Origin of the sequence: Gluconobacter sp. Gdi, from assembly GCF_014132155.1 — a bacterium.
GTDB lineage: Bacteria > Pseudomonadota > Alphaproteobacteria > Acetobacterales > Acetobacteraceae > Gluconobacter.
The window spans coordinates 481,219-506,328 of record NZ_BLJQ01000001.1 but is presented as its reverse complement, the minus strand read 5'-3'; the positions used below and the strand labels follow the sequence as shown (position 1 = coordinate 506,328).

Sequence of the window (25,110 nt, the reverse complement as noted above, 5' to 3'; positions counted from 1 at the left end):
CGTACAATCAGGTGTTCCCTCTGGCCCAAAGCGCCACACTGGAGCATCGTGGAGTTCAGTTTTCCATGACCAAGCGTATGCTTATCGACACCACACACGCGGAAGAAACGCGTGTTGTGGTCATGGACGGTGACCGCGTTGAAGATTACGACGTCGAGACATCGTCCAAGAAACAGCTCAAAGGCAACATCTACCTTGCCAAAGTCATCCGTGTTGAGCCGAGCCTTCAGGCCGCTTTCGTAGAATACGGCGGAAACCGTCACGGCTTCCTCGCCTTCAGCGAAATTCACCCGGATTACTTCCAGATCCCCGTCGCAGATCGCGAGAAGCTTCTGGCCATCCAGGAAGAAGAAGTTGCGTCTGAACAACGCGCTGAACTTCCGGACAGTGAGGAAGAGCCCGCCTCTGACGAGACGGAAGAGAACGACAACCAGGATCGTCGCGCGCCAGAAACCGTTGGTGGCGAGCACGACACAGGTGAGGAAAGCGCGGCTTCGCGTCGTACGGCCCGCTTCCTACGCAACTACAAGATCCAGGAAGTCATCCGCCGCCGTCAGGTCCTGCTCGTTCAGGTCGTGAAAGAAGAGCGTGGCAACAAGGGCGCGGCCCTTACCACCTACGTCTCTCTCGCTGGCCGTTATTGCGTCCTGATGCCGAACGCCCTGCGTGGTGGTGGTGTCTCTCGCAAGATTACGTCTGACACGGATCGTCGCCGTCTGCGCGACATCATCGCAGAACTGAACCTGCCCAAGACGATGGCCATGATCGTCCGGACCGCAGGTGCAGGCCGTCCAGGACCGGAAATCGTTCGGGACTGTGAATACCTGCTTCAGCTTTGGGACGACATTCGCTCACACGCGCTGTCATCCGTTGCTCCAACGCTGGTTTATGAGGAAGCGAGCCTCATCAAGCGCGCCATTCGCGACCTGTTCTCCAAAGACATCGAAGACATCATGGTCGACGGTGAGTCTGCGTGGAGAAGTGCGCGTGAGTTCATGCGCCTGCTGATGCCGCACAACGCTGGCAAGGTGAAGCTCTGGCAGAACCGTGGACAGAGCCTCTTCGCGCGTTACAACGTCGAAGGGCATCTGGATGCGATGTTCTCCCCAACTGCACGCCTGAAGTCTGGTGGCTATCTGGTCATCAACCAGACGGAAGCACTCGTCGCCATCGACGTGAACTCTGGTAAATCCACGTCACAGCGCAACATTGAGGAAACGGCACTCCGCACGAACCTTGAAGCTGCTGAAGAAGTTGCGCGCCAGCTGCGCCTGCGTGATCTGGCTGGCCTTGTCGTCATTGACTTCATCGACATGGAAAGCCGCCGCCATAACGCTCAGGTCGAGAAGCGCCTCAAGGAATCTCTGCGTACCGATCGCGCACGCATTCAGGTGGGACATATCTCTCATTTCGGCCTGCTCGAAATGTCCCGCCAGCGTCTGCGTCCGTCCATCGCTGAATCACTGCTGACGCCTTGCCCGCACTGTCAGGGCACTGGCTTCATTCGCGGTACGGAAAGCTCCGCTCTTCATGTGCTGCGTGCCATCGATGAAGAAGGCACCCGCCAGCGTGCTGCCGAGATCGATGTTCACATAGGATCGGACATTGCCCTCTACATTCTGAACAACAAGCGCGACTGGCTGTCTGACATTGAGCAGCGTCACCGCATGCGCGTGATCTTCCGCACGGAAGAAGATCTGCCCGCAGCAGACATGCGTATCGAGCGTATCCGTCCGCAGACGGCTGCACCGGCACCAGAGCCAGTACCGGCTCAGATTGCTGCGCCTCACAACGTCCGCACGATCGAAATCATTGAGGACGAGGCACCTGTCGTTCCTCAGGCTGCTGCGGTTGAAGCGCGGGCTGAGTTGCCTGCCCGGAGTGAAGACGTCGAAGTCAACACGGGTGACGAGGAAGAGGGCAACAACGGCAACCGTCGTCGTCGTCGCCGCCGTCGTCGTGGTCGTCGTGATCAGAACGGCGAGAACGAGACCGTTCAGGGCAATGCTGCCGAACCAAACGGCGAACAGCCTTCCGTCCACCGGTCTGACGATGAAACCGAAGAAGTCGGTCTTATCCCGGGTCGTCGTCGGACGCGCTTCAAGCGTGTTCAGAAGGAAGACGAAGTCGCAGCAGAGGCCCCGGTGCAGGAAAAGGTGTCCTTTCAGGAAGAAGCACCTAAGCCAGTACGCCACGCTCCGGCTCAGCAGCCTTCCCAGCGCCGCCGGGAAGAACGCCAGCCTGTTTCGCGTGGATATGCAGGCCCGACGCCGGCTGATCCGTTCGGTGGAAGCTTCGATATTTTCGATGTGATCGAACAGGCTGAAATGGAGCAGGCTTCCCGCCCGCTTCAGACATCTACAGCAACCCCTGCCCGCCTTTCTGTCGAGAGCGCTCCGGTAGTTGACGTTGCCGAGATCGCTGCCGAGCCGATTGCTGCAGAACAGGAAAAACCAAAGCGCACCAGAGGCCGCCGCAGCACCAAGGCTGTGAAGGCTGAAGCAGTGGCACCGGTAGTCGCAGAAGAAGTCGTCGTGGCTGCTCTGACTGCTCCGACGGAAGAGGAAGCTCCGGCCAAGCCTAAGCGTCCACGCACCCGTCGCACGACCAAGGCTACAGAAGCCAAGGCAGACGACGTTGTTGTGGAAGCAATGGCTTCGGAGGCCTCAGCTCCTGTCGCCGAGGAAGAGGCAACCGCCAAGCCGAAGCGTACTCGCGCCCGTCGCGCAACCAAGGCTGTCAAAGCCGACGATGCCGCAGCGGATGATGGAAACACGCTACAGCCCATCAACATTGACGAGTTGCCACCGGTGACGCGTCGCATGGGCTGGTGGAAGCGGTAACATCCGCTTCTCACCCCAACAAAAAGCCGACCGGATATTTCCGGTCGGCTTTTTTTATGCCCGGTTTATGCGTAACGCTTCAGGCAAGCTTCAAGGCTTGTGGAGCCCCGCACGGGGTCTGCAGGGCGGTCATAATGTTGATGAATAAAGAGCCCGGTCATGTTCGCATAAGACTGCGCGGCTTCTTTCGAGAAACCATTTCCGCGATAGGCCTCATACCACCTCTCTTGGGGAATGACCTGCACTTGGACGGCGCGCCCTAATATTCTGGAAAGGGCGGCAGCAACGTCTGAAGGCGTATAGCTCTCCGGCCCCTCGATATTGTGGATGCCCGTCTGTTCAACATCAGACATCAGTAACTTACCTGCCAGACCTCCAACATCTTCTGGAGCGACCATGGGAAACGCCTGTGTTGCCGGCAGAAATGTCTGTAGCACTCCTGTAGCTTTCGCAGCGCTCGTCGCCCCTGCCCAGTTGCTTATGTAATAGGCCGCGCGGACAATACACACCGGAACGTTCAGGGCCTGCGCACCCTGTTCCAGCTCATACAAAACGCCGAGATCACCACAGTGCTCACCAGGCTGCGCGCCATAGGTGGATTGCACGACGACCTTTTCCAGAGCAACGCCCCGCAATGCTTTCAAAATGGAGCACACAGTCTTGCGTTCTTCCACATCCGTATTGCCAGACACTGCCGCAGGGGGATTGAGAACGAACACGCGTTGCGCCCTCTGAAAAAGCACCCTCAGAGTATCAGTGTCATTCACATCCACTGCCGCATAATCTACGCCGGCGTGGCGTTGTTCAGAGGCCGCAACAACCTGCCGGGTTACTACCGTGACATCATGCCCAGCCGCCAGAACAGTTTGTGCAACAGCGCGGCCGACATGGCCCGTCCCGCCAAGAATGACATACATGCCTACATCCCCTGTATTGCCGAAAGGCGTATGCCCCAGAACGGCATCAGCCTTCGCAAGGAGACCTCACGAAGGCTGATGAAAGCACACACGATGTAACTAAATGGCGTAACCCGTTAGGATTTTTTTACGAATTCAGACTTCAGGTTCATTGCGCCAATTCCCGCGATCTTACAGGCAATATTATGTCCGTCCGTCGCATCAACAAGACGAATGTTCTTGACCTTGGTGCCGCTTTTCACAACCAACGAAGATCCTTTGACCTTCAGGTCCTTCACAACCGTAACGCTGTCACCATCTACAAGGACATTGCCATTGGCATCTTTGATTTCCGCAGATGCGTCGCCAGCGTCGGCCTGACCGCCCTCTTCCGGGTTCCATTCATTGCCGCAGTCCGGACAGACCCACAGAGTCCCATCCGGATAAACATGCTCCGACCCACATTTGGGACATTTCAGCTCATCAGTCATGTCAAACCTCACTCTTTCGTGAGATCCACTTTAAAGCACTGAAGATGATAGGGAAATGCGCCAGCTCAATCTGCCCGGAAAACTTTTACCGGCAGACGCTCTTGTTACCGTTTGCCGCAATGAACGTTCCCGTCAAAGGTTCAAAACACGCATTCTGCGGGCAGGACGACGTTGTGGTGGCCAAACCCTGCGCATAGAGCGCTGATCCTGCCAGATTGGCTTCACGCTGCGCTGTCCCGCAAAGCGGCGTATTTGACGGTGCAGACGGGTCATTCAGAAGCACCTTATGACCATCCGTCGGAGCTTCTTCGGCCAATCCCGGAGCAAAATCCTGCGGGGGAATCTTTTGGGCTGGAGCCTGCACGGCTGCATGAGAAGACGTGGCGGAAGGCTGCTCCGCACAAGCTGCCAGAAGAGGCAGGACAACAAGGCTCAACCAGAACGAACGCATGTGAACTCCGGATCACAAACCGGGCCACGCCCGGACACTTCACCATTAAAGACCCAGATCGGCCTGGGACGTAAGAAGGGTATCGAGTTTTGCCCCACGTTGGCCGTCAGCGAAAGACAGAACCACACGTCCGTTCAAAGGTTCCGCGTCGGAATGGGTCACGGGACGCCCCTTGCTATCCTGGACGAGCACATATCCCCTGCTGAGGATCGCCCTCGGGGAGACCGCTTCCAGATGACTTCCCAACCCATCAAGACGCGCTTTCTGAAGCCGGATGGCGCTATTGAGCGTCTCAGGAGACAGTCTCTGTCGTTCTACCCTAAGGTGGAACCGTTGGGACGCGCGCTGCCATGCCGTGACAAGAGCGGTCTCTGACGCACGAAGAGCGCTCTGTCGCCGTTCGATCAGCAAACGTGGTGACGGAAGCTGCTTTGAGGGCGCCGTCAGGGCGGCCCTCGCCCGGCTGACAATCAGTTCCGGCGACGGCAGTTGCCGTACCGGAGCATCCAGACGGCTTCTTGCGCGCATGACAAAGGCTGGAAGAGCAAGATCAAGGCGCTGGCTCCGGTCATCCAACCGCATCCGAGCCGTTTCGAGAAGAGACGGCAGATCTGGCAGTCGCGATGTAGCCTGCTCCAGCCTTGCCCGGGATGTCTGCATGATGCGGCTCAAACCACCTGCCAGACGGGCCGTCCGATGTGCCAGATCCGCGACCAGTTCAGAGCGCAAGGGCACGGCCATTTCTGCCGCAGCCGTTGGCGTCGGTGCCCGCCGATCTGAGACAAGATCAATCAGTGTGGTGTCTGTCTCGTGGCCCACAGCAGAAATAACCGGGATGGGACAGGCTGCGACGGCACGTAAAACACGCTCATCATTGAAAGCCATAAGATCTTCAAGAGAGCCACCGCCACGAGCGACAATCAGAACATCCGGCCGACGCGGCCTTTGCGCCATACCGTCAATGGCCGCAGCGATCTGGCCTGCAGCCCCCTCTCCCTGCACGGCAACAGGCCACAACAACACATCCCGGGGAAAGCGACGTTCAATGGTCGTACGAATATCATGAAGAACCGCCCCGGACCGTGACGTCACGACACCGACAAGCGATGGCAGAAACGGAATGGGCTTCTTGCGATCGGCTTCGAACAGTCCCTCATCAAGCAGTTTGCGACGCAGGCGCTCGATATTGGCGAGCAAAGCCCCCTCGCCCGCAAATTCCATCCGATCAATAATAAGCTGATAGCTGGAACGCTCGCCATAGGACGAGACTTTGCCCGTCGCGATGACTTCGTTACCATTCTCAGGCGCCATGCCAAGCCGGGAAACGGTTCCACGCCAGATGACGCCGGAGATCTTTCCGCCCTCATCTTTCAGGGACAGATAGATATGCCCGGACGGGTAACGCTTGAGTTCCGTCACCTCACCACGCACACGAACACGCCCGAATCCGGTCTCAAGCGTGCGCTTGATGGCTCCGGAAATCTCGGAAACTGAATATTGCGGCACATTCCCGCGTGCAGACGCGGCATCACTCTCCATCATGGCGCCAGTCTATGCTACGCACGCCTTCAGACGAAGCCCTGATCTCAGGGAGCCGCAGATGAAAAAGGGAGAGCGGAATGCGCGTTTTGCTGGTCGGTTCCGGAGGGCGCGAACACGCCCTTGTAACATGTCTGGCGCGCTCGCCCAGTCTTTCGGCCCTTTATGCGGCGCCTGGCAATCCCGGCATGGCCTCTCTAGCAACGCTTGTTCCGCTAAAAGCCGATGACGTTGCAGGGCTTGTCGCCTTTGCCAAAGAGCAGAACATCGACCTGATCGTTCCCGGCCCTGAAGCGCCTCTGGTGGTCGGTCTGGCGGATGCCTGCGCCGAAGCTGGCATCCCCTGCGCTGGCCCGACCAAGGCAGCGGCCCTTTTGGAAGGCAGTAAGGCGTTTACCAAGGACGTTGCGGATGCCGCTGGCATTCCAACAGCAAAATGGGAACGCTTCGAAGACGAGGCACCAGCCCTTGAATTCGTTCGACGGCGCGGTGCGCCGATCGTCGTAAAAGCGGACGGTCTGGCGGCCGGTAAGGGCGTGGTCGTCGCCCAGAGTGTCGAAGAAGCGGAAGACGCCATTCGCAAGCTCGGCATGCCGCTTGTCATTGAAGAATGTCTGGTGGGCGAAGAAGTCTCGCTGTTCGCGTTCTGCTCGGACGAAAAGGCCGTTCTGATCGGCGCAGCCCGCGACCACAAGCGTCTGGGCGATGGTGATACGGGGCCAAACACCGGCGGTATGGGTGCCATGTCCCCACCACCCGGCTTTGATCGCGCGGCTCAGGAAAAGGCGCTGGACCTCAGCGTCCGCCCGATGCTGGCGGAAATGGTGCGTCGCGGGACGCCTTTCCGTGGCGTGATTTTCGCTGGCCTGATGCTGACCAACGAAGGTCCAAAGCTGATTGAATACAATGTCCGCTTTGGTGATCCGGAAGCGCAGGCACTCCTGATCCGCCTCAAGTCAGACCTGCTTCCTATTCTTGCAGCTCTCGCAGACGGCAATCTCGATCATGCCGCTGCCGACTTCTCCGACGAAGCGTCTATCTCACTGGTGCTGGCTGCTAATGGCTACCCGGATGCCGCGAAAAAGGGCGGTCGCATTTCGGGCATCGAACGCGCCGAAGCCGTCCCGGGCGTTTCGGTTTTCCATGCTGGGACAAAGCTGGTCGATGGCGTTCTTGTCGCGGATGGTGGACGTGTTCTGACAGTCTGCGCCAAGGCTGCTACGCCAGAAGATGCACGTCGTCTTGCTTATGAAGGCGCGTCAGCCATCCAGTGGGAAGACAAGATTTTCCGTACGGATATTGGCCTGTAATTGAAATATTTCATTAGTCTGGCCTTAATAGGCCAGACTAAATTTTGTCATAAATAAACGATGAAAAAATATTTACAAATATAGAAAGAAAAATCCCTACAAATACTAAAGACATAATTGAAATATATCGAGAACATTTATTTTTTTTATTTTCTATATAATCTTGATCCCCTAATGTAAAAACCAAATCCAACCGTGGAATTATTTTATATAGAAATTCGTAAAATATAGAAACCAACTTATCCGTTATAATTTCACCAAGAAAGGACATGAATATACAGAACAAAACTAAAGATAACGCTTTATTCATAGGAAAATTTTTTTCGTAAATTAAATAAGATCCCGAAGAAAGAGGTAGTATTTTTGCAAATTTATCCAAATAAAATGTGGAAAATTTTTCCAGACTTAAGAAAAATTTTATTTGAGTTGGTATTTTTTTATTCGGTAAAGAGTCAACCCATCCAGATATAACACTTTCCAGAGCCTGAGCTACCGCATAATCAGAGTATTCGAGAGACATTCTTATGGTAGATTCACCACGAAATCCTCTCAAGAAAAAAGGAGCACTATAATCATCATCGTCTATTTCATTTCTAGTGGCATTAATATCTATCTTATATCGTTGAGCTATATCATCTAATGTAGAAATTTCTGTAGGAATTATAACTAAAAAATCAAACTGGTAATTTATAGAAGATGTAATGTCTCTTGTCTGAAAATTATGCCTTGTGAATTTTTCTATAGAGGAAAAAGAGTTCGATGCGCTTTTTTTTGCGACATGGGTTATCTCACATCGGACTCCTTGAACTTTATACTGAACAAGCAATTGTTCTATTTTTTGATTTAGAGCGATAATATCGCTCGCCCCTATGTTATAATTTCCTTTAAATTTTTTCTCTGTCTTTTCTACTTTTTTTGTTAATTTGTGGTAAATTGCTTGGTATGCCCCATGGGGTACTCTTCCCTCACTAATAACAAGGGTTCCAGGATTGTCTTCACTAAGAATTTTCATAACCACTAATGTACCCAAAGGTGAGAAAATATTACATGACTTAGCAACGTAGAGAAATAATTTCCAACTCTTTTCGAAACGAAATCAATAGTCTTCATCTGAATCATCGGAGCACCCGGCATTTGCCGCATAATTTCATGCCCCGCCTCCTGCCAGATTGGTGCGGCTTTGGCTGGATCGGTCTGTGCCTTGGCCTGCTCGAACAGGCTCTGAATACGCTGGTCACAAAAGCCGGTAAAGTTCGGAGAAATGGCTGAATTCGGATGGTAATTATCGCATCCAAACAGATCATCGAGAAACGTCGATGCTGAGGGATAATCTGCAAACCAGTAAGACAGACTAATCTGCACATGGTTGGCTGTATTCTGTTCGTAGGACTCTGCCAGTCCAGCTGTTATGGGACGGAGTTGTGCCTTGAAACCGATCTGCTGAAGTACATTTCGCAGATATGTTCCCATCCCAAGCTCAACGGCCCGGTTGGGAACCACCAGCGTTACGGTCGCCCCCTCTTCACCGGCCTCACGCACAAGCTTTCTGGCTCTCTCCAGGTCCTGTGGGCATGAAAGGCCAAGATCAGCGCCTGGAATGCCGTGTGGAACCATCTGGCAGAGAGGTTCGGAAATCGCGCCACCACCGAACAAAATGGTCATGGCATGTCGATTAACAGCCATACTGACAGCCTGACGAACCCGCTGATCTGTGAACGGCTTTTCGTGCACATTCATGGCCAGATAATACAGCCCCAGCAACGGCTCGATATGAACCTGCGAGGTGTATTTCGCGCCGAGCTCACCCAATCGGTCAGAGGGCTTGGCATCGAGCATCCAGTCATATTGGCCCTGTTCGACCGCAGTGATCTGCGCCTCGTCAGAGAGGCCAAAATTATACTCGATCCGGTCAGCAAACCCGTCTGTCTGGGCCTGTGGGTTCCAAACATGAAAGTAGGAGTTTCGCTCTAACACAATGCCATGCTCGGGATCGTAATGCGTGATCCGATAAGGCCCTGTGCCCGGCACGGTCTCATTCCCCACATCGTGCACAGACACTGACGCAGGCAGAATAACTGCGTGAGGGAACGCAAGCTTGTAGAGAAACTCTCCATCCGGATGAGCCAGATGAAACACGATCGTTCCATCTGGGCGCCCTTCCACACCCGGCAACGTGCAGTGATCCGGCGCATTCAGGCATTCTTTCGCCCCGACAATCCCGCCGTAAAATGAGGCCGCCGTCGGGCTACCAACCCTATAGATCCGACGAAAAGACGCCACGACGTCTTCAACACGAACCGGCGACCCATTCGAAAACTTCAGACCGGACCGTAAATGAAGTGTCCATGTCAGCCCATCAGGGCTGATAGTCGGCATGGCGTCCGCAAGATCGGGAACGACCTCCAGCCCGGTGGGGCCACGCGCCTCTCTAAACGTCAGCAGGGGATCGTACATATTGACGAACACCTGCATGTACTGCGTGCCGTAATTAACCTGCGGGTCCAACGTCCCGCCGGGACCATCAGCGGTAAGCCGAAGCGTTCCACCTCTGTGCGGGCTGCCCAGCGTCTGCCCGTCCCAGTCAGGAGGTGTCTGCTCCTGAGCAAACGCCGTCCCGGCCACGCCAAGTGAAAGAGCGAGGAGAAAAGCCGGGACACGCATTGCCATTTAGCGCTTTGACAGCTGACGAAGGCGGGCAATCAACGCATCTGCATCGCCGGTCGCATCGATCGTGCCAGCATAACGGGCACTTGGATCCATGACAACGATCCGCGGAGCCGGAACGTAATGATCACCCTCTTTCTGATCCGGAGCATGATACTCAGCCGTCATGGCCTTGATCATGTTCGGCGTACCCGTGAACGGCATCACATGGGGAGCAACCGGAATGACATAGTTTCTGAGGGCTTCGTTTTCATCAAACGGGTCCAGAGACACAGCAAGCGGAGAGACACGGACGCCTTGTGCGTGAAGTGCCTGATACGCCTGCTCCATGCTTTTCAGCACCGGCTGGCAGCGATCTTCCGGGCAGTTGGTGTCAAAGAACCATACCAGAACCCAGGTCCCGTGGAAGTCTCCTTCCGTGACCGTGCTTTCCCCAAGGGAATCAAGACGGAAGCTGCCGCCAACTTCATTTCCGTTGGACTGTACCAGCAGCCCCGGTCCACCATGAGAGGCTAACTGGAAGCCGACCCCGGCCAGAACTGCCGCAACTGCCAGCACCCCCCAGATGATGCGATTGCTGATCCGCTTGCGGCGTTCGTGTTGGGTTTCCATGGTCGTTCAGTCTCTCAGTGTGCGTCAGCCCAACTCGGGCCAATACCGGTTTCAACTTCAAGTGCCACATCCAGCTTGGCAGCACTTCCCATTTCCTGACGGACGAAATCCGCCAATGCCTGCGCATCCTGCTCCTGAACTTCGAAGAGCAGTTCGTCATGCACCTGAAGCAGCATCTGCGCTTTCAGGCCCGTCTCAGGCAGCTTTCTCGCCAGACGCACCATGGCGCGTTTGATAATGTCAGCGGCACCGCCCTGAAGCGGCGCATTGATCGCCTGACGCTCAGCATAAGATCGACGAGCGCCGTTCTTGTCCTTGATTCCCGGCACATAACAGCGACGACCAAGCGGCGTCAGAACGTAGCCATGTTCCTTCGCCTCTTCCTTGGTGCGCTCCATGTAGGCGCGAATACCGGGATAGCGGGCAAAATACGCATCAATATAAGAACGTGCTTCACCCGGCGAAATCTGAAGTTGACGCCCCAGACCGAAAGCTGAAATCCCGTAAATAATGCCGAAGTTGATGGCCTTGGCCCGACGACGGGTCAAAGGGTCCATGCCTTCAATGGGAATACCAAACACTTCGGAGGCCGTGCGGGCATGAATGTCCTGCCCCAGATGGAACGCCTCCAGCAAAGGCTCGATCTTCGCCACATGGGCCAGAAGTCGCAGTTCGATCTGGCTGTAATCCGCAGACACCAGAACATGCCCCGGAGCTGCCACGAAAGCCTTACGGATCAGCGCGCCTTCTTCCGTCCGGATCGGGATGTTCTGAAGGTTCGGCTCATTGGAAGACAGACGCCCAGTGGTCGTAATGGCCATCTGGAAGGACGTGTGAACGCGCTGCGTTCCCTGGTCCATCTGCTCAACCAGCGCATCGGCATACGTGGATTTCAGCTTGGCTAACTGACGCCATGACAGGATTTTCTGCGGCAGGTCATGCCCCTGCTCCGCCAGTCCCTCAAGGACAGAGGAATCCGTCCCCCAAGAGCCGCTTTTGGTCCGCTTCCCACCCGGAAGCTCCATTTCATCGAACAGGATCTCACCAAGCTGCTTGGGAGAACCAACATTGAAACTGCGCCCAACCTGCTCGTGAATATCCTTCTCTATCACTGCCATACGCGTTTCAAAATCGGCCGACATACGCCGCAGTTCGACGGCATCCACCTTGATCCCGACGTCTTCCATATCCGTCAGAACTTCAATCAGAGGCCGCTCGATTTCCTCATACAGAGCCAGTGACTGACGAAGACGTAACTGAGGACGCAGAACCTGCCACAACCGCAGCGTGACATCGGCATCTTCCGCTGCATAAGCCGTCGCCTGATCCAGCGGCACTTCAGCGAACGGAATGCGCTTACGCCCCGTTCCCGTTACGGAATCATACGTGATCGGCGTATGGCCAAGGTGAAGCTGCGACAGCTCATCCATGCCCTGCCCGTGCTCTCCCGCAGACTGTGCATAGGAAATGAGCATCGTATCGTCGATCGGCGTTATTTCAGGCAGACCAGCTTTGCGGAACACCGTCAGATCATATTTGGCGTTCTGGAAGATCTTCAGGACAGACGCATCCCGCATCAGCGGGGCAAGACGCTCCAGCGTTGCAGCACGATCAAGCTGCTGATCGATCGGCTGATCGTCCCGCCCATCCTGCAACAGATCCCGCTTGCCTTCATGCAGGAACGGCACATAACAGGCCTTGCCCGGCGCAACAGAGAGCGACAGCCCGACCATATTGGCCTGACGCGCATTGAGGCTATCCGTCTCCGTATCAACGGCGACAACCCCAGCCGTTCGCGCCTCGGCAATCCACCGATCCAGCGTCTCGAAATCTGTAACCGTTTCATACGGTCCATAAGACGCTTCAGAGAGCGTCACTGTCGGCGCCTCACCCTCCGCTGGCGCTGCCTTGGGACGAGGCGTGGGCCTTGGCTTTGCCGCCAACCCCAAACCCATACGCTGGATCGTGGAATGGAAGCCCATCGTGTCGAGCCAGTCCCGGAGCGTTTCCTGAACCGGCTCGCGGCACCCCAGTTCCTCAATCGGCTGAGGCAACGGCACATCGTCGGCCAGCAGAACCAGCTTGCGAGACATCCGGGCGGCATCCGCAAATTCAATCAGGTTCTGGCGGCGCTTGGAGGCCTTCATGCCCTCCGCAGCATCCAGAACCTTTTCCAGCGTGCCATATTCATTAATGAGCTGGGCCGCGCCCTTCGCACCAATGCCCGGCACACCCGGCACGTTATCAGTAGAGTCCCCCATCAGGGCCTGAACATCGACAACCTGATCTGGCCGCACACCGAACTTGGCCTCAACCTCAGCTTCCCGAATCGGCTTCTGCTTCATCGGGTCCATCAGTTCGACACCAGGGCAGATCAACTGCATCAGATCCTTGTCCGATGAGATGATCGTGCAACGCCCACCCTGCGCCACTACAGCCTTGGCATAACTGGCGATCAGATCATCCGCTTCCCAGCCAGCCAGTTCAATCGACGGCACATTGAATGCCGCTGTCGCATCCCGGATCAGACCAAACTGCGGGCGCAGGTCTTCTGGCGGCTCCGGACGATGCGCCTTGTATTGCGGGTAAATTTCATTACGGAACGTGTGACGACCAGCATCAAAAATAACGGCCAGATGCGTGCCGACATGATCGCGCAGCAGCCGTGTCAGCATATTCGTGAAGCCGTAAACCGCATTGACCGGCACACCATCCGGGCTGCTCATAGGCGGGAGGGCATGGAATGCACGGAAAATGAACCCAGACCCGTCAACCAGAACCAGATGAGGCGTTTCAGACGGCACGAATATCTCCTTCTCGCCCGGAAGGGCCGGACGTTCTAAAATCTTCGCGATGATAGGCTCATTCCCATCCGTTTCAAACCGCCTGTGGCGTCTTTCCTGCACCTTGGCCTGCTTTGCGGCCTGCACGCTGCTTCTCGGTGCCTGCACGCACCGGCCAATGCCCGACCTGCATCCGACAGCGAAAGAAACAGCCCTCATCCCCCCGGATGTGACGCTTAGCATGGCGGATGGTGCTCACATTCCTTCAAGAACTTATCCCGCAGCACACCCCTTGAAGGCCGTTATTCTGGCGCTTCATGGCTTCGGAGACAGCCGGGATGCCTGGGAATTCTTTGCACCGCCCCTGAGCGCTGCCGGTATCGAAATAGTCGCACCAGACCAGCGCGGGTTCGGCGCAACACAGGACGCAGGTGGCTGGAGCAGCACGACGCGCATGGTTCAGGACACGCGGGAAGAGCTTACGTGGCTCCGCAGGCGTTATCCCGGCGTGCCTCTCTATGTCATGGGCGAAAGCATGGGCGGAGCCGTCGCCCTGCTCCTTGCGACCGACCCGCCACCAGAACTGTCCGGAACCATTCTTCTCGCACCAGCCATCATGAAACTCGGTGAGCTCTGGCAGACCGTTCTGGATGGCATCGATACAGTCGCGCCCCACTGGAAACTGGATGGATCAGCCGTCCCCGGAGAGCGCGTTGCGAGCGATAACATCCATGCTCTGCGACGCATGTATTTTGACCCGCTGACCCAGCATAGTTCGACCATTCATCCGCTTTTTGGCCTGACCCACCTCATGGCAACAGCTTTTGACGACGCACCACGGGTCAGAACGCCCATGCTTATGATTTTCGGTGGTCGGGACCAGTTCGTTCTTCCGCCTTACACCGCACGTCTGTTGAAACGCCTTCCCAACTCAGTACGACTAGATGAATTTCCGACGGCCCATCATCTGCTGAGCCGCGATAAACGAATCACAGCACAGGACGTCACCTCATGGATTTTGACGCCCGACCACGCCCTTCCATCCGGAGGAGACGTCGCTGCCGCCCTCTGGAAAGCCACCGCGCAACCTTGAACAAACAAAATTCTACTAAGGGCTTGGCAAGCCTGTCCTGAACCGTCTATTGGAAACCCGACGGACCCGTAGCTCAGCTGGATAGAGCGTTGCCCTCCGAAGGCAAAGGTCACGCGTTCGAATCGCGTCGGGTCCACCATCAATCTCAAAAATTGCTGTTTTAATTGATTTGGTTTTTCTTGCGGAAACCAACGATGCTGCGTTTTTTAATTGGGTAAACTTAAAAACTGAAACGCGGCCAGCCCAGCATAGTCCTAGACAGGCCGCACCAAGATCAGGCTGCAGTACGGGCCGTAACACCCAGACGGAAGCCTTCTTTCTTCAGCGCCTGAATGGATGCTTCAGAATACTTCGCAACCAGCGGCGTTACATTGCCCGGAGCACACCAGAAGCCCAGCGTAACGGCGACATTGGCCGGACGAGGCAGAAACGAAACGGATGGCGCGGGCGTCTTGAGAACCAGAGCATCATTTTCAAACAGCCCCAGAAGCAGGGCACGAGCCTTGTCAATATCGTCATTATAATCAATCAGCAGGCTGACCGATGCCAGCAGTCGCTCAGACTGGGAGCTGTTGATGACGACATTGTTCGAAAGCGTTCCGTTGGGCACGTAAACGATGTCATTCGTGGAATCCTGTAGCACAGTCCGGAACATCTCGATCGAGACAACCGTGCCGGTATTGCCCGCGGCCGTAATTGAATCCCCCACTTTAAACGGACGGAACAGCAGGATCAGCACGCCACCCGCAAAGTTGGCAAGACTGCCCTGAAGCGCCATGCCAACAGCCAGGCCAGCCGCACCCAGAACTGCGACGAAGGACGTCGTTGCAATGCCAACCATCGAAGCAACGCTGATCAGCAGAAGCGCCTTCAGCAGCAGCCCGACGACGCTGAGCAGGAAGCCCCTCAGGGTTGGCTCAATGTTGCTGGCGGCCATCATGCGGCCCATGCCGCGCGTGATCATGTTGATGATGGACCAGCCCACCAGCAGCACAATAATCGCCAGAACAAGCTGTCCGACATAGCTCAGTAGCGTGGGCAGCCAGCCATAAAACTGGCCCCATAACGTATTGACGTGATTTTCCATGAACCCCTCGGTTGATCGTGCAGTTGGCACCATCGTGCCTACAGATGGACCACAGGTTAAGGGGGTTATATGGCCAGCTTCAAGTCTGCCCTGAAAAGTCGGTTATATCCCGGTTCACAAACCACCCTCGAAAGAGGACGGCAAGCAACAGACATGTTTCCCATCACTTTCAGGCGAGAGGCGCGTCTGTAGCCCTATGTCACGGTTCCAGAACACGCGGCGAACGTTGAGGCCTCTGTACGACAACATTTCGTCGTGCCGGGCGACCCCGGCCGCAAGGGATGGCCGCTGCCCGAACCTGGAGAGAAGCCATGTCTGACGAAAACAGAGGGGTCGTTTATCTCGGCCCTAATCATGTTGAAGTCCAGCGGATCGACGACCCCCGAATGGAAACACCCGATGGCCGGAAGATTGACCACGGCGTCATTCTCAAAGTCGTCTCCACCAATATCTGCGGCTCCGACCAGCATATGGTCCGAGGCCGCACGACCGCCCCATCGGGGTTGGTCCTGGGCCACGAAATCACCGGCGAAGTCATCGAAACCGGATCGGATGTCGAGATGGTTCGGAAGGGCGATCTGGTCTCCGTTCCCTTCAACGTCGCCTGTGGCCGATGCCGATGCTGCCGGGAACAACACACGGGCGTATGTCTGACAGTCAATGCGAGCCGCGCAGGCGGCGCGTATGGCTATGTTGATATGGGCGGATGGATCGGCGGACAGGCCCGCTACGTCATGGTCCCTTATGCCGATTTCAATCTGCTGCGCTTCCCTGACAAGGCTCAGGCACTTGAGCGCATCAAAGACCTCACAATGCTGACCGATATTCTCCCCACCGGCTTCCATGGCGCCATCAATGCCAAGGTGGGTGTGGGATCAACGGTCTATATCGCGGGCGCCGGGCCAGTCGGTATGGCCGCAGCCGCGTCGGCGCGCATTCTAGGGGCCGCAGTCGTCATGATCGGCGATTTCAATCCTGAGCGCCTCGCCCACGCGAAGGCGGTCGGGTTTGAACCTATCAACCTCCAGAACCATGACCGGCTCGGAGACCTCATCGAACAGGTCATCGGGACACCGGAAGTCGACAGCTTCATTGATGCCGTCGGTTTTGAAGCCAAAGGATATGACGGAAAGGAGCAGCCAGCCGTCATTCTCAATCAGGCCATGGAAGTCACCCGCCCGGCCGGAGCCATCGGTATTCCGGGCCTGTATGTGACGGAAGATCCGGGCGCCCATGAAGCTGCGGCGCAGAAAGGCAATCTGACACTCCGGCTGGGTCAGGGCTGGGCTAAAAGCCAGTCGTTCCATACCGGGCAAACACCCGTTCTGAGATATAACCGGCAACTGATGCAGGCCATTTTGCATGGGCGCCTGCCCATCGCAGATATCGTCAACGCCACCGTGATTTCACTCGAAGACGCACCACGCGGCTACCATGACTTCGACAACGGCGCGCCGCGCAAATTCGTTCTCGATCCTCACGGAATGCTGAAAACCGCAGCCTGACTCACTCTGACGTCATGTCATGGTTGCCCTAGCTTTTGGCCATGACATGACCGGCACTTCGATGGAGACCTGTCCATGCCCAACGATACGCCCCTGCATTTCGTCACCCTGCTCGGAAGCCTGCGCAAAGCGTCCTTCAACGCGGCAGTTGCTCGTGCTTTGCCGGAGCTTGCGCCCGAAGGAATTTCCATTACCGCGCTCGGATCGATCGGGGATTTTCCCCATTATGACCAGGATGTTCAGGACGCAGGCTTCCCGGCCCCTGTTCTGGCCATGGCCGAGCAGATCCAGGCCGCAGACGGCGTCATCATCGTGACCCCGGAATACAATTATTCCATTCCTGGCGCATTGAAAAATGCAATCGACTGGCTCTCCCGCGTATCGCCCCAACCTTTCAGCGGAAAACCCCTCGCCATCCAGACGGCCTCTCCCGGCATGATCGGAGGTGCCAGAGCGCAATACAACCTCCGGCAGAACATGGTCTTTCTGGACGCATATGTTCTCAATCGCCCTGAAGTCATGATTAGCATGGTGACGGGTAAAGTAGATCCGGAAACGCTGAAACTGACGGACGAACCAACCTGCAAATTTCTGACCGGCCAGATTGACGCACTTGCAAAACTGACACGGAAACTCATGTTCTGATCACTAAAACATCCGCCATGAGCAGAGACAAAACTCGGCCTCCGAGCCTCCGCTCACCGGCAAATGCCCGCTTCTTTCATCTCGGAAATTTTCTGTTCGATTGTTCCAATGCCAAGTGCATGCCTGCGCTGGTTTACGTCAGTGGGCTGCTCAATGGGCAAAGGAATAAGACGCCCTTTGGTGCAGGACATCTGTGATCCATAAATTTGATGCCCTGTCAGGGCAATCGATACGCGATCTGTCAGCAGGGCATAATTGGATTGGTTCACTTCGCCTTTCTTCGCCAGTTGGGTCATGAGCTTTAGCGCCCTGGCCTGAAAGGCAATATCGTCATCAGCATGCTGCACCAGCAACCACGCAGCCTTCGAGGTGACAGAACCAGCCTGTGTCAGAGTGGGCCAGCTCTTGGATGCTACAATTTTCTGCAGCCAACGGGTGTTGGCGTGGTCAATCTCTTCCATCCGCTCTGCGAGAAACATCGTACGAAATTCATTCACCTGAACTGAAGCAGGATGACCCTCCCCTGTTAGATCCAGACCATTCATCAAAGGACGACGAATTGTCTGATCCGTTACCCCACGAATTAGCAATCTCTCAGATTCATGCTCTTTACCGTCTACATCAATAAGATTTTCAGCTTTTTGCGTTTCTTCAACTGCCGTCAGATAAGCACGAATTACGGGACTCTCTTCTGTCACAAGAGTTTTGAATTCAGGCCATGTCTTGACGTTCTGAGGTGAGGAGGACCAGAACCAGAGCCCCGAACACTTCTCATCCGCATATGGGATATAAGGCCGTTCTTCCAAAGACACGCTTACCTTTTCACCCTCTCTCAGCAGCGCCTCAGTTTCCTGCTTCGTAGCCTCCTTAAGGCAAGCGGTAGAATAAGCCTGCAAGTGTTCCCAGCGCTTTTTCTGTTCATCATTGGCTCCGGGAAATGCGCCGCGCATCCACGCAAAATCCCCGACTTCAAAATGGCCGTCATGAACATACGACTGAAGTTCGGAAGGAAATGAAACGCTCCCTGCTTTTGCGAGAGAGAAGGTCATCAGCAGACCAGCCGCAGCCGAAACAACACTCCATCTCTTCATTATTTTCCCCACAAATATCGTTTTTATATCGATATTGTTAGAAGAAGGAAACGGTAGGTCTTCAAACAAAAAAAAGCCTGCACCGGATTTCCGGTACAGACTTTTCCATGAGACCTGAAACTCTCAGGCTGAAAGCTTGGACAAATCTTCCTGCACATAGCCAATGACTTTGGCATATTCGCGGGGAACGATGTGCCAGAACTGCTCCAGCGTGTGTTCCCAACAATGCAGCAGGTCCGCGGCGTAAGTGCTGCCTGTTTCTTCCACATGCTGCTCGACCAGCGTGCGCAGTTCCACGTCCCAGCGGCTGCCAGGCTGCACGCGGTTCCACATCACCGTGTCCGGATTGATGCGGGATTCAAAGCGGTCCTTCGGATCGAGCACATAGGCCATGCCGCCCGTAAAGCCAGCACCGAAGTTATCGCCAGTTTCACCGAGGATCACGACCTTACCGCCGGTCATGTACTCGCAACCATTCGAGCCACAGCCTTCAACAACAGCCGTCGCACCGGAGTTACGAACCGCGAAACGCTCACCAGCCTGACCGGCCGCAAAGAGCTTGCCACTCGTTGCGCCGTACAGAACCGTGTTGCCGATGATCGCATTTTCTTCCGAACGCCACGTGGACGCCGGAGACTGACGGACAACGATCGTCGCACCCGAAAGCCCCTTACCGACGTAATCGTTGGAATCGCCTTCCACGATCATCTTCAGCCCCTGCACCGCGAAGGCACCCAGGGACTGACCAGCCGACCCACGGAGCGACAGCGTAAGCTGGCCTTCCGGCAGTTCGTGCATCCCGAACTGACGGGTGATCATACCGGAAATACGCGTCCCGATCGCACGATGCGTGTTCTGCACGTTGTAGTGCAGGTGCAGCTTCTCACGACGCTCGAACAGCGGGATCGCATCGGCCACGATCTGTGCGTCCAGCGTTTCCGGAACCTCGTTACGGCCCTCGCGGGTGCAGTAACGGGCATGTTCACCCGGATCGGCCTGCACCAGCAGGGAGTTCAGATCCAGATCATCCAGATAGTCCGCACCGCGGGACACCTGACGCAGCATATCCGTCCGTCCAATGACGTCCTTCAGGGAGCGAACGCCTAGATCGGCAAGGATATGGCGGATGTCTTCAGCAATCAGCGTGAAAAGGTTGATGACCTTCTCCGGGGAGCCCTCGAACTTCGCACGCAGCTTTTCGTCCTGAACGCAGACGCCAACCGGGCAGGTGTTGGAATGGCACTGACGCACCATGATGCAGCCCATGGCGACCAGCGCGGCCGTACCAATACCGAACTCTTCCGCACCCAGCATCGCCGCCATGACAACGTCACGGCCCGTCTTGATGCCGCCATCTGTCCGCAGCACCAAACGATGACGCAGACGGTTGAGCATCAGAACCTGATGCGCTTCGGACAGACCCATTTCCCACGGCAGACCCGCATAATGGATCGAAGACTGCGGGCTGGCACCCGTACCGCCGGAATGACCGGAGATCAGAATGGCATCAGCCTTCGCCTTCGCCACACCTGCCGCAATCGTGCCGATACCCGTCCGGGCAACCAGCTTCACGGTGACGGTTGCCGTTGGGTTGACCTGCTTCAGATCGTAAATGAGCTGGGCCAGATCCTCGATCGAATAGATGTCATGATGCGGCGGCGGGGAGATCAGCGTCACACCCGGCGTCGCATGACGCAGGCGACCGATCAGCTCCGTGACCTTGAAGCCCGGAAGCTGTCCGCCCTCGCCCGGCTTCGCACCCTGGGCCATCTTGATTTCGATCTCGCGGCAGTCATTCAGATACTGCGCGGTCACACCGAACCGGCCAGACGCCACCTGCTTGATCGCGGAAGACGCATTGTCCCCGTTCGGGCGCGGCTTGGAACGCTCGGCGTCCTCGCCACCTTCACCGGAATCAGACTTCGCGCCAATCCGGTTCATGGCAATCGCCAGCGTCTCATGCGCTTCCGGGCTCAGGGCACCCAGTGAGATGCCGGGCGCGACAAGACGACGACGGATCTGCGTGATGCTCTCAACCTCGTCCACCGGGATCGGTGCATGAGGAGCTTTGAAGTCCAGCAGGTCACGCAGGGCGACCGGCGGCATCTGACGCACGGCATCCGCGTAACGGCGATACAGCGTGTAGCTGTTGGCCGAAACAGCGCTTTGCAGCATATGCACAAGCTGGCCGGAGAACGCATGCGTCTCGCCCTGACGGCGCAGCTTATAGCGGCCACCGACCGGAAGCGCTTCAACCTTCTGATCCCATGCAGCCGCATGAGCCTTCAGGATATTGCGGGCGATACCCGGCAGGCCAATGCCGGAAATACGCGACGGCATGCCTGGGAAGAACTCAGCCACCAACGCACGGGACAGACCAATGGCTTCAAAGTTGTAACCGCCGCGGTAAGCCGAGATGATGGAAATCCCGAACTTGGACATGATCTTGAGCAGACCCTTATCCACCGCTTTGCGGTAACGCTCCATCGCCTCACGCATCGTCATCTGGCCAAACAGGCCACGACGCAGACGGTCCGCGATGCTGTGCTGGGCCAGAGCCGGGTTCACCGTCGTCGCACCAACACCGATCGTCACGGCAATGGCGTGAACGTCGATGGCGCTGGACGTCCGCACGTTCAGGGACGTGAACGTACGCAGGGAATGACGCACAAGGTGAACATGCACGGCAGCCGTCGCAAGGATCATCGGCACGGCCACACGATCCGGCCCAGTGTTCTCATCCGTCAGGAACAGATGGGTGCAACCGCCACGGACATGATCCTCCGCCTGAACGCGGATGGACGCGATCGCCGCACGCAGACCTTCCTCGCCGTCCCCAACTGGGAAAGTACAGTCGATCGAGGCTGCATTCTCACCGCAGACTTTCCGCAGTTCATCAAACTCACCAACCGTCAGAACCGGGCTGGGAAGCTGAAGCAGATCGCACTGTTCCGGGCGCTCGTCGAGAATGTTCCCCAGATTGCCCAGACGCGTGATCAGGCTCATCACCCGCGTTTCACGCAGGGAGTCGATCGGCGGGTTCGTAACCTGACTGAAGCCCTGACGGAAATAATGCGACAGACCACGGTAGATCTTGGACAGAACCTGAAGCGGCGTGTCGTCACCCATGGACCCTAGGGCTTCAGCAGCCGTCTCGACCATCGGGTGAAGAATGGTTTCGAGCTCTTCATGCGTCAGGCTGACGGCCATCTGCTGGCGACGCAGCACGTCCGCAGCCATACCTTCCGGCTCGACCACATCACGCACGATCGGCTCGATATTGCGGATGCGCTTGACCCAGGACTGGAAATCCTGACGAGAGGCCAGCATTTCAAGCAGTTCATCCGGCTGGTAGAGGCGACCTTCCTTGAGGTCGAGCGCCAGTGTCTGCCCCGGACCAAGGCGCCCGCGACGCTGAATGCGCGCTTCCGGCACACGGACCATGCCCGCTTCCGACCCCACGATCAGCAGGTTGTCATTCGTGATGGAGTACCGCAGCGGACGCAGACCCGCACGATCCAGCCCAGCGATGACCCAGCGACCATCCGTCGCACAGACTGCGGCCGGGCCATCCCAAGGTTCGATCACCGCATTGCAGTAGCGGAACATAGCCCGAGCTGCCGGAGAAATCGCAGAGTTCGCACCGCTGGATGCTGGAATCAGCATCATCTTGGCCATCGGAGCACTGCGGCCACCGAAGGTCATGAGTTCGAAGACGTTATCCAGCGCAGCCGTATCCGAGCCGGCAGCCTGCACGACCGGCTTCAGATCCTCCATGTAAGGATCGAGTGCCGCGTGTGACAGGCGCGTTTCGTGCGACCGCATCCAATTAGTGTTGCCGGAGATCGTGTTGATCTCGCCGTTATGCGCCACCTTGCGGAACGGCTGGGCCAGCTTCCAGGTCGGGAACGTATTGGTCGAGTAACGCTGATGGTAGATCGCGAACCGTGAGACGAAGCGCTCGTCCAGAAGATCCGGAAAGAAGTCCGTCAGGTTCTCGGCAAGGAACATGCCCTTGTAGATGACAGAGCGGCAGGACAGCGAACAGATATACAGATCCACCTGCTGGCTTGTCGCCTGCTTCTCGATGCGACGACGCAGCACATACAGGTCACGCTCGAACTCATCTTCCGAGCGAGCCAGCGTATTGCGGATCATGATCTGTTCGATCTCGGGGCGCGTCTGGTTGGCCTTCTCGCCAATGCAGGCCGTGTCGATCGGCACCTGACGCCAACCATAAATTCCATAGCCGAAGTTCAGAACCTCGGTTTCGATGATCTGACGACCGGCTTCCTGCGACGCCAGATCCGTCTTCGGCAGGAACACCATGCCAACGGCAATGCGACCGTCGATCGTGTCATCGCTGGAACTGTTATGGATGGCTTCGGCGAAGAAATCCTGCGGGATTTCGACATGGATACCTGCGCCATCGCCCGTCTTGCCATCAGCATCGACAGCACCACGATGCCAGATGTTGCCCAGCGCTTCGATACCGGCCTTCACAACAGCGCGGGACGGCTTGCCATCCAGAGCTGCCACAAGGCCCACACCACAGGAATCGCGCTCCTGCGTCGGGTCATACAGACCTTTCAGGCGCTCGACGTTCTCAGTGTATTCGCGGATGAAATCGGTGTTCTGTGTCATTCCGCGGCCTCCAGCGCCAGGGTCTCGGTCAGAGAAAGGTGAATTGCATCAGCCGCATCACGGCCGTCCTTGATGGCCCAGACAACGAGGCTGGCACCGCGTACAATATCGCCGCCAGCGAACACGCCCGGCAGGCTGGTCTGGAAGCCGCCCGGCGGAACCGTCAGCGTGCCCCAACGCGTCACGGCAAGTTCCGGCTGCTGCCACTGGCCCGGCAGGTCTTCCGGATCGAAACCCAGCGCGCGGATCACAAGGTCGCCTTCAATAATGGAATGCTGGCCCGTGCCTTCGATAGAGCGGCGGCCTGTGGCATCCGGTGCACCAAGACGCATTTTCAGCACCTTCACACCTTCAACGGTGCTTTCGCCCAAGAATTCTTCCGGTGCAGCCAGCCACTCGAAGTTCGCGCCTTCTTCTTCAGCGTTGTAAACTTCCTGACGAGAGCCCGGCATGTTCGCACGGTCACGACGATAGACACAGGTGACCTTTTCGGCGTCCTGACGGATAGACGTCCGAACGCAGTCCATGGCCGTATCACCACCACCAATGACAACAACACGACGGCCCTTGGCATGCAGCGCTGCATCTTCGCCGGGGTCTTCGTCATATCCGCGACGGTTCGAGGCCGTCAGGAAGTCAATCGCATCCACAACGCCGTTCAGGTCTGCACCCGGAACATCCACGGAGCGCGAACGATACACGCCCGTTCCAAGGAACACTGCGTTATGACGCGTCCGTAAATCATCCAGCGAGGTCTCCCCCTCACCCGCACCGATTGGTGTGGAAAGGTGGAAGATGATGCCCTGCTCTTCCAGCAGCTTGTGACGACGGGCCACGACATGCTTTTCCAGCTTGAAGCTCGGAATACCGTACGTCAGCAGGCCGCCCACACGGTCCTGACGTTCATAAACATGAACCTCATACCCGCGTGCCCGCAGACGCTCTGCACAGGCAAGACCGGCGGGGCCGGAACCCACGACGCCAACACTGACTTTGAGTTCACGATCCGGCAGACGCGGCTGCACCCAGCCCTGCTCAAAAGCATTTTCCGTAATAAAGCGTTCGACAGCACCGATCGTGACGCTCTCGAAGCCCTTCTGGATCACGCAGTTGCCTTCACACAGGCGATCCTGCGGGCAGATGCGGCCGCAAATCTCCGGAAAGGTGTTGGTAGCCGAAGACATCTCATAGGCCTCCTGTAAACGGTCTTCCGCCGTCAGCTTCAGCCAGTCCGGGATGTTGTTGCCCAGCGGGCAATGCACGGAGCAGAACGGAATTCCACACTGAGAGCAGCGAGAGGCCTGCTCTTCAGCGCGGCTCATCGCAAACCCACGGTAAATCTCTCCAAAGTCTGCACGACGCTCGGCAGCGTCACGCTTCTCCGGAAGGATCTGTGGGTGATTGACGAACTGCAACATCCGTTCGGCCATGCGCCGTGCCTCCTAAAAACAGAACG

General features: G+C 56.7%; 17 protein-coding genes and 1 tRNA gene. 6 read left to right on the top strand and 12 right to left on the bottom strand.

From position 1 onward, the window contains the following. The first annotated feature begins 65 nt into the window (after positions 1–65). Complete coding sequence (locus tag JN414_RS02290) at positions 66–2,843, top strand: Rne/Rng family ribonuclease (RefSeq protein ID WP_202206511.1); 2,778 nt, start codon at positions 66–68, stop codon at positions 2,841–2,843. Between the two features lie 65 nt (positions 2,844–2,908). Here JN414_RS02290 and JN414_RS02285 read toward each other — a convergent pair whose 3' ends face one another. The 4 genes from JN414_RS02285 to xseA form a co-directional block, all read right to left on the bottom strand. Continuing rightward, positions 2,909–3,760, bottom strand: a complete 852-nt coding sequence (locus JN414_RS02285) for an NmrA family NAD(P)-binding protein (protein WP_202206510.1) — start codon at positions 3,758–3,760, stop codon at positions 2,909–2,911. Positions 3,761–3,876: 116 nt separating this feature from the next. Continuing rightward, a complete protein-coding gene (locus tag JN414_RS02280; protein WP_046899740.1) occupies positions 3,877–4,230 on the bottom strand; it encodes a zinc ribbon domain-containing protein YjdM in 354 nt (117 codons plus the stop codon). 85 nt (positions 4,231–4,315) lie between these two features. After that, positions 4,316–4,681, bottom strand: coding sequence for a hypothetical protein (locus tag JN414_RS02275; protein WP_202206509.1), 366 nt, complete (start codon positions 4,679–4,681; stop codon positions 4,316–4,318). Positions 4,682–4,726: 45 nt separating this feature from the next. Further along, on the bottom strand, positions 4,727–6,223 hold the full coding sequence (gene xseA, locus JN414_RS02270; RefSeq protein WP_202206508.1) for an exodeoxyribonuclease VII large subunit: 1,497 nt from the start codon (positions 6,221–6,223) through the stop codon (positions 4,727–4,729). Between the two features lie 77 nt (positions 6,224–6,300). On the opposite strand from xseA, the gene purD reads away from it, so the two are divergent. Then, positions 6,301–7,530 carry a phosphoribosylamine--glycine ligase gene (purD, locus tag JN414_RS02265; RefSeq protein WP_202206507.1) on the top strand — a complete coding sequence of 410 codons (1,230 nt, stop codon included), beginning with the start codon at positions 6,301–6,303 and terminating at the stop codon, positions 7,528–7,530. 37 nt (positions 7,531–7,567) lie between these two features. Here purD and JN414_RS02260 read toward each other — a convergent pair whose 3' ends face one another. The 4 genes from JN414_RS02260 to polA are packed head-to-tail and all read right to left on the bottom strand — an operon-like array spanning position 7,568 to position 13,610. Then, complete coding sequence (locus JN414_RS02260) at positions 7,568–8,542, bottom strand: hypothetical protein (RefSeq protein WP_202206506.1); 975 nt, start codon at positions 8,540–8,542, stop codon at positions 7,568–7,570. Between the two features lie 5 nt (positions 8,543–8,547). Then, a complete protein-coding gene (locus JN414_RS02255) occupies positions 8,548–10,197 on the bottom strand; it encodes an ABC transporter substrate-binding protein (protein WP_375781675.1) in 1,650 nt (549 codons plus the stop codon). Next, complete coding sequence (locus JN414_RS02250; RefSeq protein WP_202206505.1) at positions 10,198–10,806, bottom strand: SCO family protein; 609 nt, start codon at positions 10,804–10,806, stop codon at positions 10,198–10,200. Positions 10,807–10,820: 14 nt separating this feature from the next. Beyond that, on the bottom strand, positions 10,821–13,610 hold the full coding sequence (gene polA / locus JN414_RS02245; RefSeq protein ID WP_202206504.1) for a DNA polymerase I: 2,790 nt from the start codon (positions 13,608–13,610) through the stop codon (positions 10,821–10,823). Positions 13,611–13,659: 49 nt separating this feature from the next. On the opposite strand from polA, the gene JN414_RS02240 reads away from it, so the two are divergent. After that, on the top strand, positions 13,660–14,682 hold the full coding sequence (locus JN414_RS02240; protein ID WP_237389833.1) for an alpha/beta fold hydrolase: 1,023 nt from the start codon (positions 13,660–13,662) through the stop codon (positions 14,680–14,682). A gap of 62 nt (positions 14,683–14,744) precedes the next feature. After that, a tRNA-Arg gene (locus tag JN414_RS02235) sits at positions 14,745–14,821 on the top strand. Between the two features lie 135 nt (positions 14,822–14,956). Here JN414_RS02235 and JN414_RS02230 read toward each other — a convergent pair. Beyond that, positions 14,957–15,769 carry a mechanosensitive ion channel family protein gene (locus JN414_RS02230; protein WP_202206503.1) on the bottom strand — a complete coding sequence of 271 codons (813 nt, stop codon included), beginning with the start codon at positions 15,767–15,769 and terminating at the stop codon, positions 14,957–14,959. A gap of 311 nt (positions 15,770–16,080) precedes the next feature. Here JN414_RS02230 and fdhA point away from each other — a divergent pair, with 311 nt between their 5' ends. Beyond that, the gene (gene fdhA / locus JN414_RS02225) at positions 16,081–17,274 is read left to right on the top strand and encodes a formaldehyde dehydrogenase, glutathione-independent (protein ID WP_202206502.1); all 1,194 of its coding nucleotides are present in this window, start codon (positions 16,081–16,083) and stop codon (positions 17,272–17,274) included. A 75-nt stretch (positions 17,275–17,349) separates the two neighbouring features. Further along, positions 17,350–17,919, top strand: a complete 570-nt coding sequence (locus JN414_RS02220) for an NADPH-dependent FMN reductase (protein WP_202206501.1) — start codon at positions 17,350–17,352, stop codon at positions 17,917–17,919. Between the two features lie 53 nt (positions 17,920–17,972). Here the strand turns inward: JN414_RS02220 and JN414_RS02215 are convergent, their stop codons facing one another. From JN414_RS02215 to JN414_RS02205, 3 genes are all read right to left on the bottom strand, one after another. Further along, positions 17,973–19,010 (bottom strand): DUF6624 domain-containing protein, encoded by a 1,038-nt coding sequence (locus JN414_RS02215; RefSeq protein WP_202206500.1) that lies wholly within the window; start codon positions 19,008–19,010, stop codon positions 17,973–17,975. 123 nt (positions 19,011–19,133) lie between these two features. Then, complete coding sequence (gltB, locus tag JN414_RS02210; protein ID WP_202206499.1) at positions 19,134–23,654, bottom strand: glutamate synthase large subunit; 4,521 nt, start codon at positions 23,652–23,654, stop codon at positions 19,134–19,136. Further along, positions 23,651–25,084 (bottom strand): NAD(P)-dependent oxidoreductase, encoded by a 1,434-nt coding sequence (locus JN414_RS02205; RefSeq protein ID WP_202206498.1) that lies wholly within the window; start codon positions 25,082–25,084, stop codon positions 23,651–23,653. Before JN414_RS02205 ends, gltB begins: the two co-directional genes overlap by 4 nt. Positions 25,085–25,110: the final 26 nt, after the last annotated feature.

Coding starts and splice junctions, on each gene's coding strand:
- JN414_RS02230 (WP_202206503.1), bottom strand. CDS start 15,769: ATGGAAAATCACGTCAATACGTTATGGGGCCAGTTTTATGGCTGGCTG.
- JN414_RS02290 (WP_202206511.1), top strand. CDS start 66: ATGACCAAGCGTATGCTTATCGACACCACACACGCGGAAGAAACGCGT.
- JN414_RS02240 (WP_237389833.1), top strand. CDS start 13,660: ATGATAGGCTCATTCCCATCCGTTTCAAACCGCCTGTGGCGTCTTTCC.
- purD (WP_202206507.1), top strand. CDS start 6,301: ATGCGCGTTTTGCTGGTCGGTTCCGGAGGGCGCGAACACGCCCTTGTA.
- fdhA (WP_202206502.1), top strand. CDS start 16,081: ATGTCTGACGAAAACAGAGGGGTCGTTTATCTCGGCCCTAATCATGTT.
- JN414_RS02205 (WP_202206498.1), bottom strand. CDS start 25,084: ATGGCCGAACGGATGTTGCAGTTCGTCAATCACCCACAGATCCTTCCG.
- JN414_RS02275 (WP_202206509.1), bottom strand. CDS start 4,681: ATGCGTTCGTTCTGGTTGAGCCTTGTTGTCCTGCCTCTTCTGGCAGCT.
- JN414_RS02255 (WP_375781675.1), bottom strand. CDS start 10,197: ATGGCAATGCGTGTCCCGGCTTTTCTCCTCGCTCTTTCACTTGGCGTG.
- JN414_RS02260 (WP_202206506.1), bottom strand. CDS start 8,542: ATGAAAATTCTTAGTGAAGACAATCCTGGAACCCTTGTTATTAGTGAG.
- JN414_RS02250 (WP_202206505.1), bottom strand. CDS start 10,806: ATGGAAACCCAACACGAACGCCGCAAGCGGATCAGCAATCGCATCATC.
- JN414_RS02220 (WP_202206501.1), top strand. CDS start 17,350: ATGCCCAACGATACGCCCCTGCATTTCGTCACCCTGCTCGGAAGCCTG.
- JN414_RS02280 (WP_046899740.1), bottom strand. CDS start 4,230: ATGACTGATGAGCTGAAATGTCCCAAATGTGGGTCGGAGCATGTTTAT.
- gltB (WP_202206499.1), bottom strand. CDS start 23,654: ATGACACAGAACACCGATTTCATCCGCGAATACACTGAGAACGTCGAG.
- JN414_RS02285 (WP_202206510.1), bottom strand. CDS start 3,760: ATGTATGTCATTCTTGGCGGGACGGGCCATGTCGGCCGCGCTGTTGCA.
- JN414_RS02215 (WP_202206500.1), bottom strand. CDS start 19,010: ATGAAGAGATGGAGTGTTGTTTCGGCTGCGGCTGGTCTGCTGATGACC.
- xseA (WP_202206508.1), bottom strand. CDS start 6,223: ATGATGGAGAGTGATGCCGCGTCTGCACGCGGGAATGTGCCGCAATAT.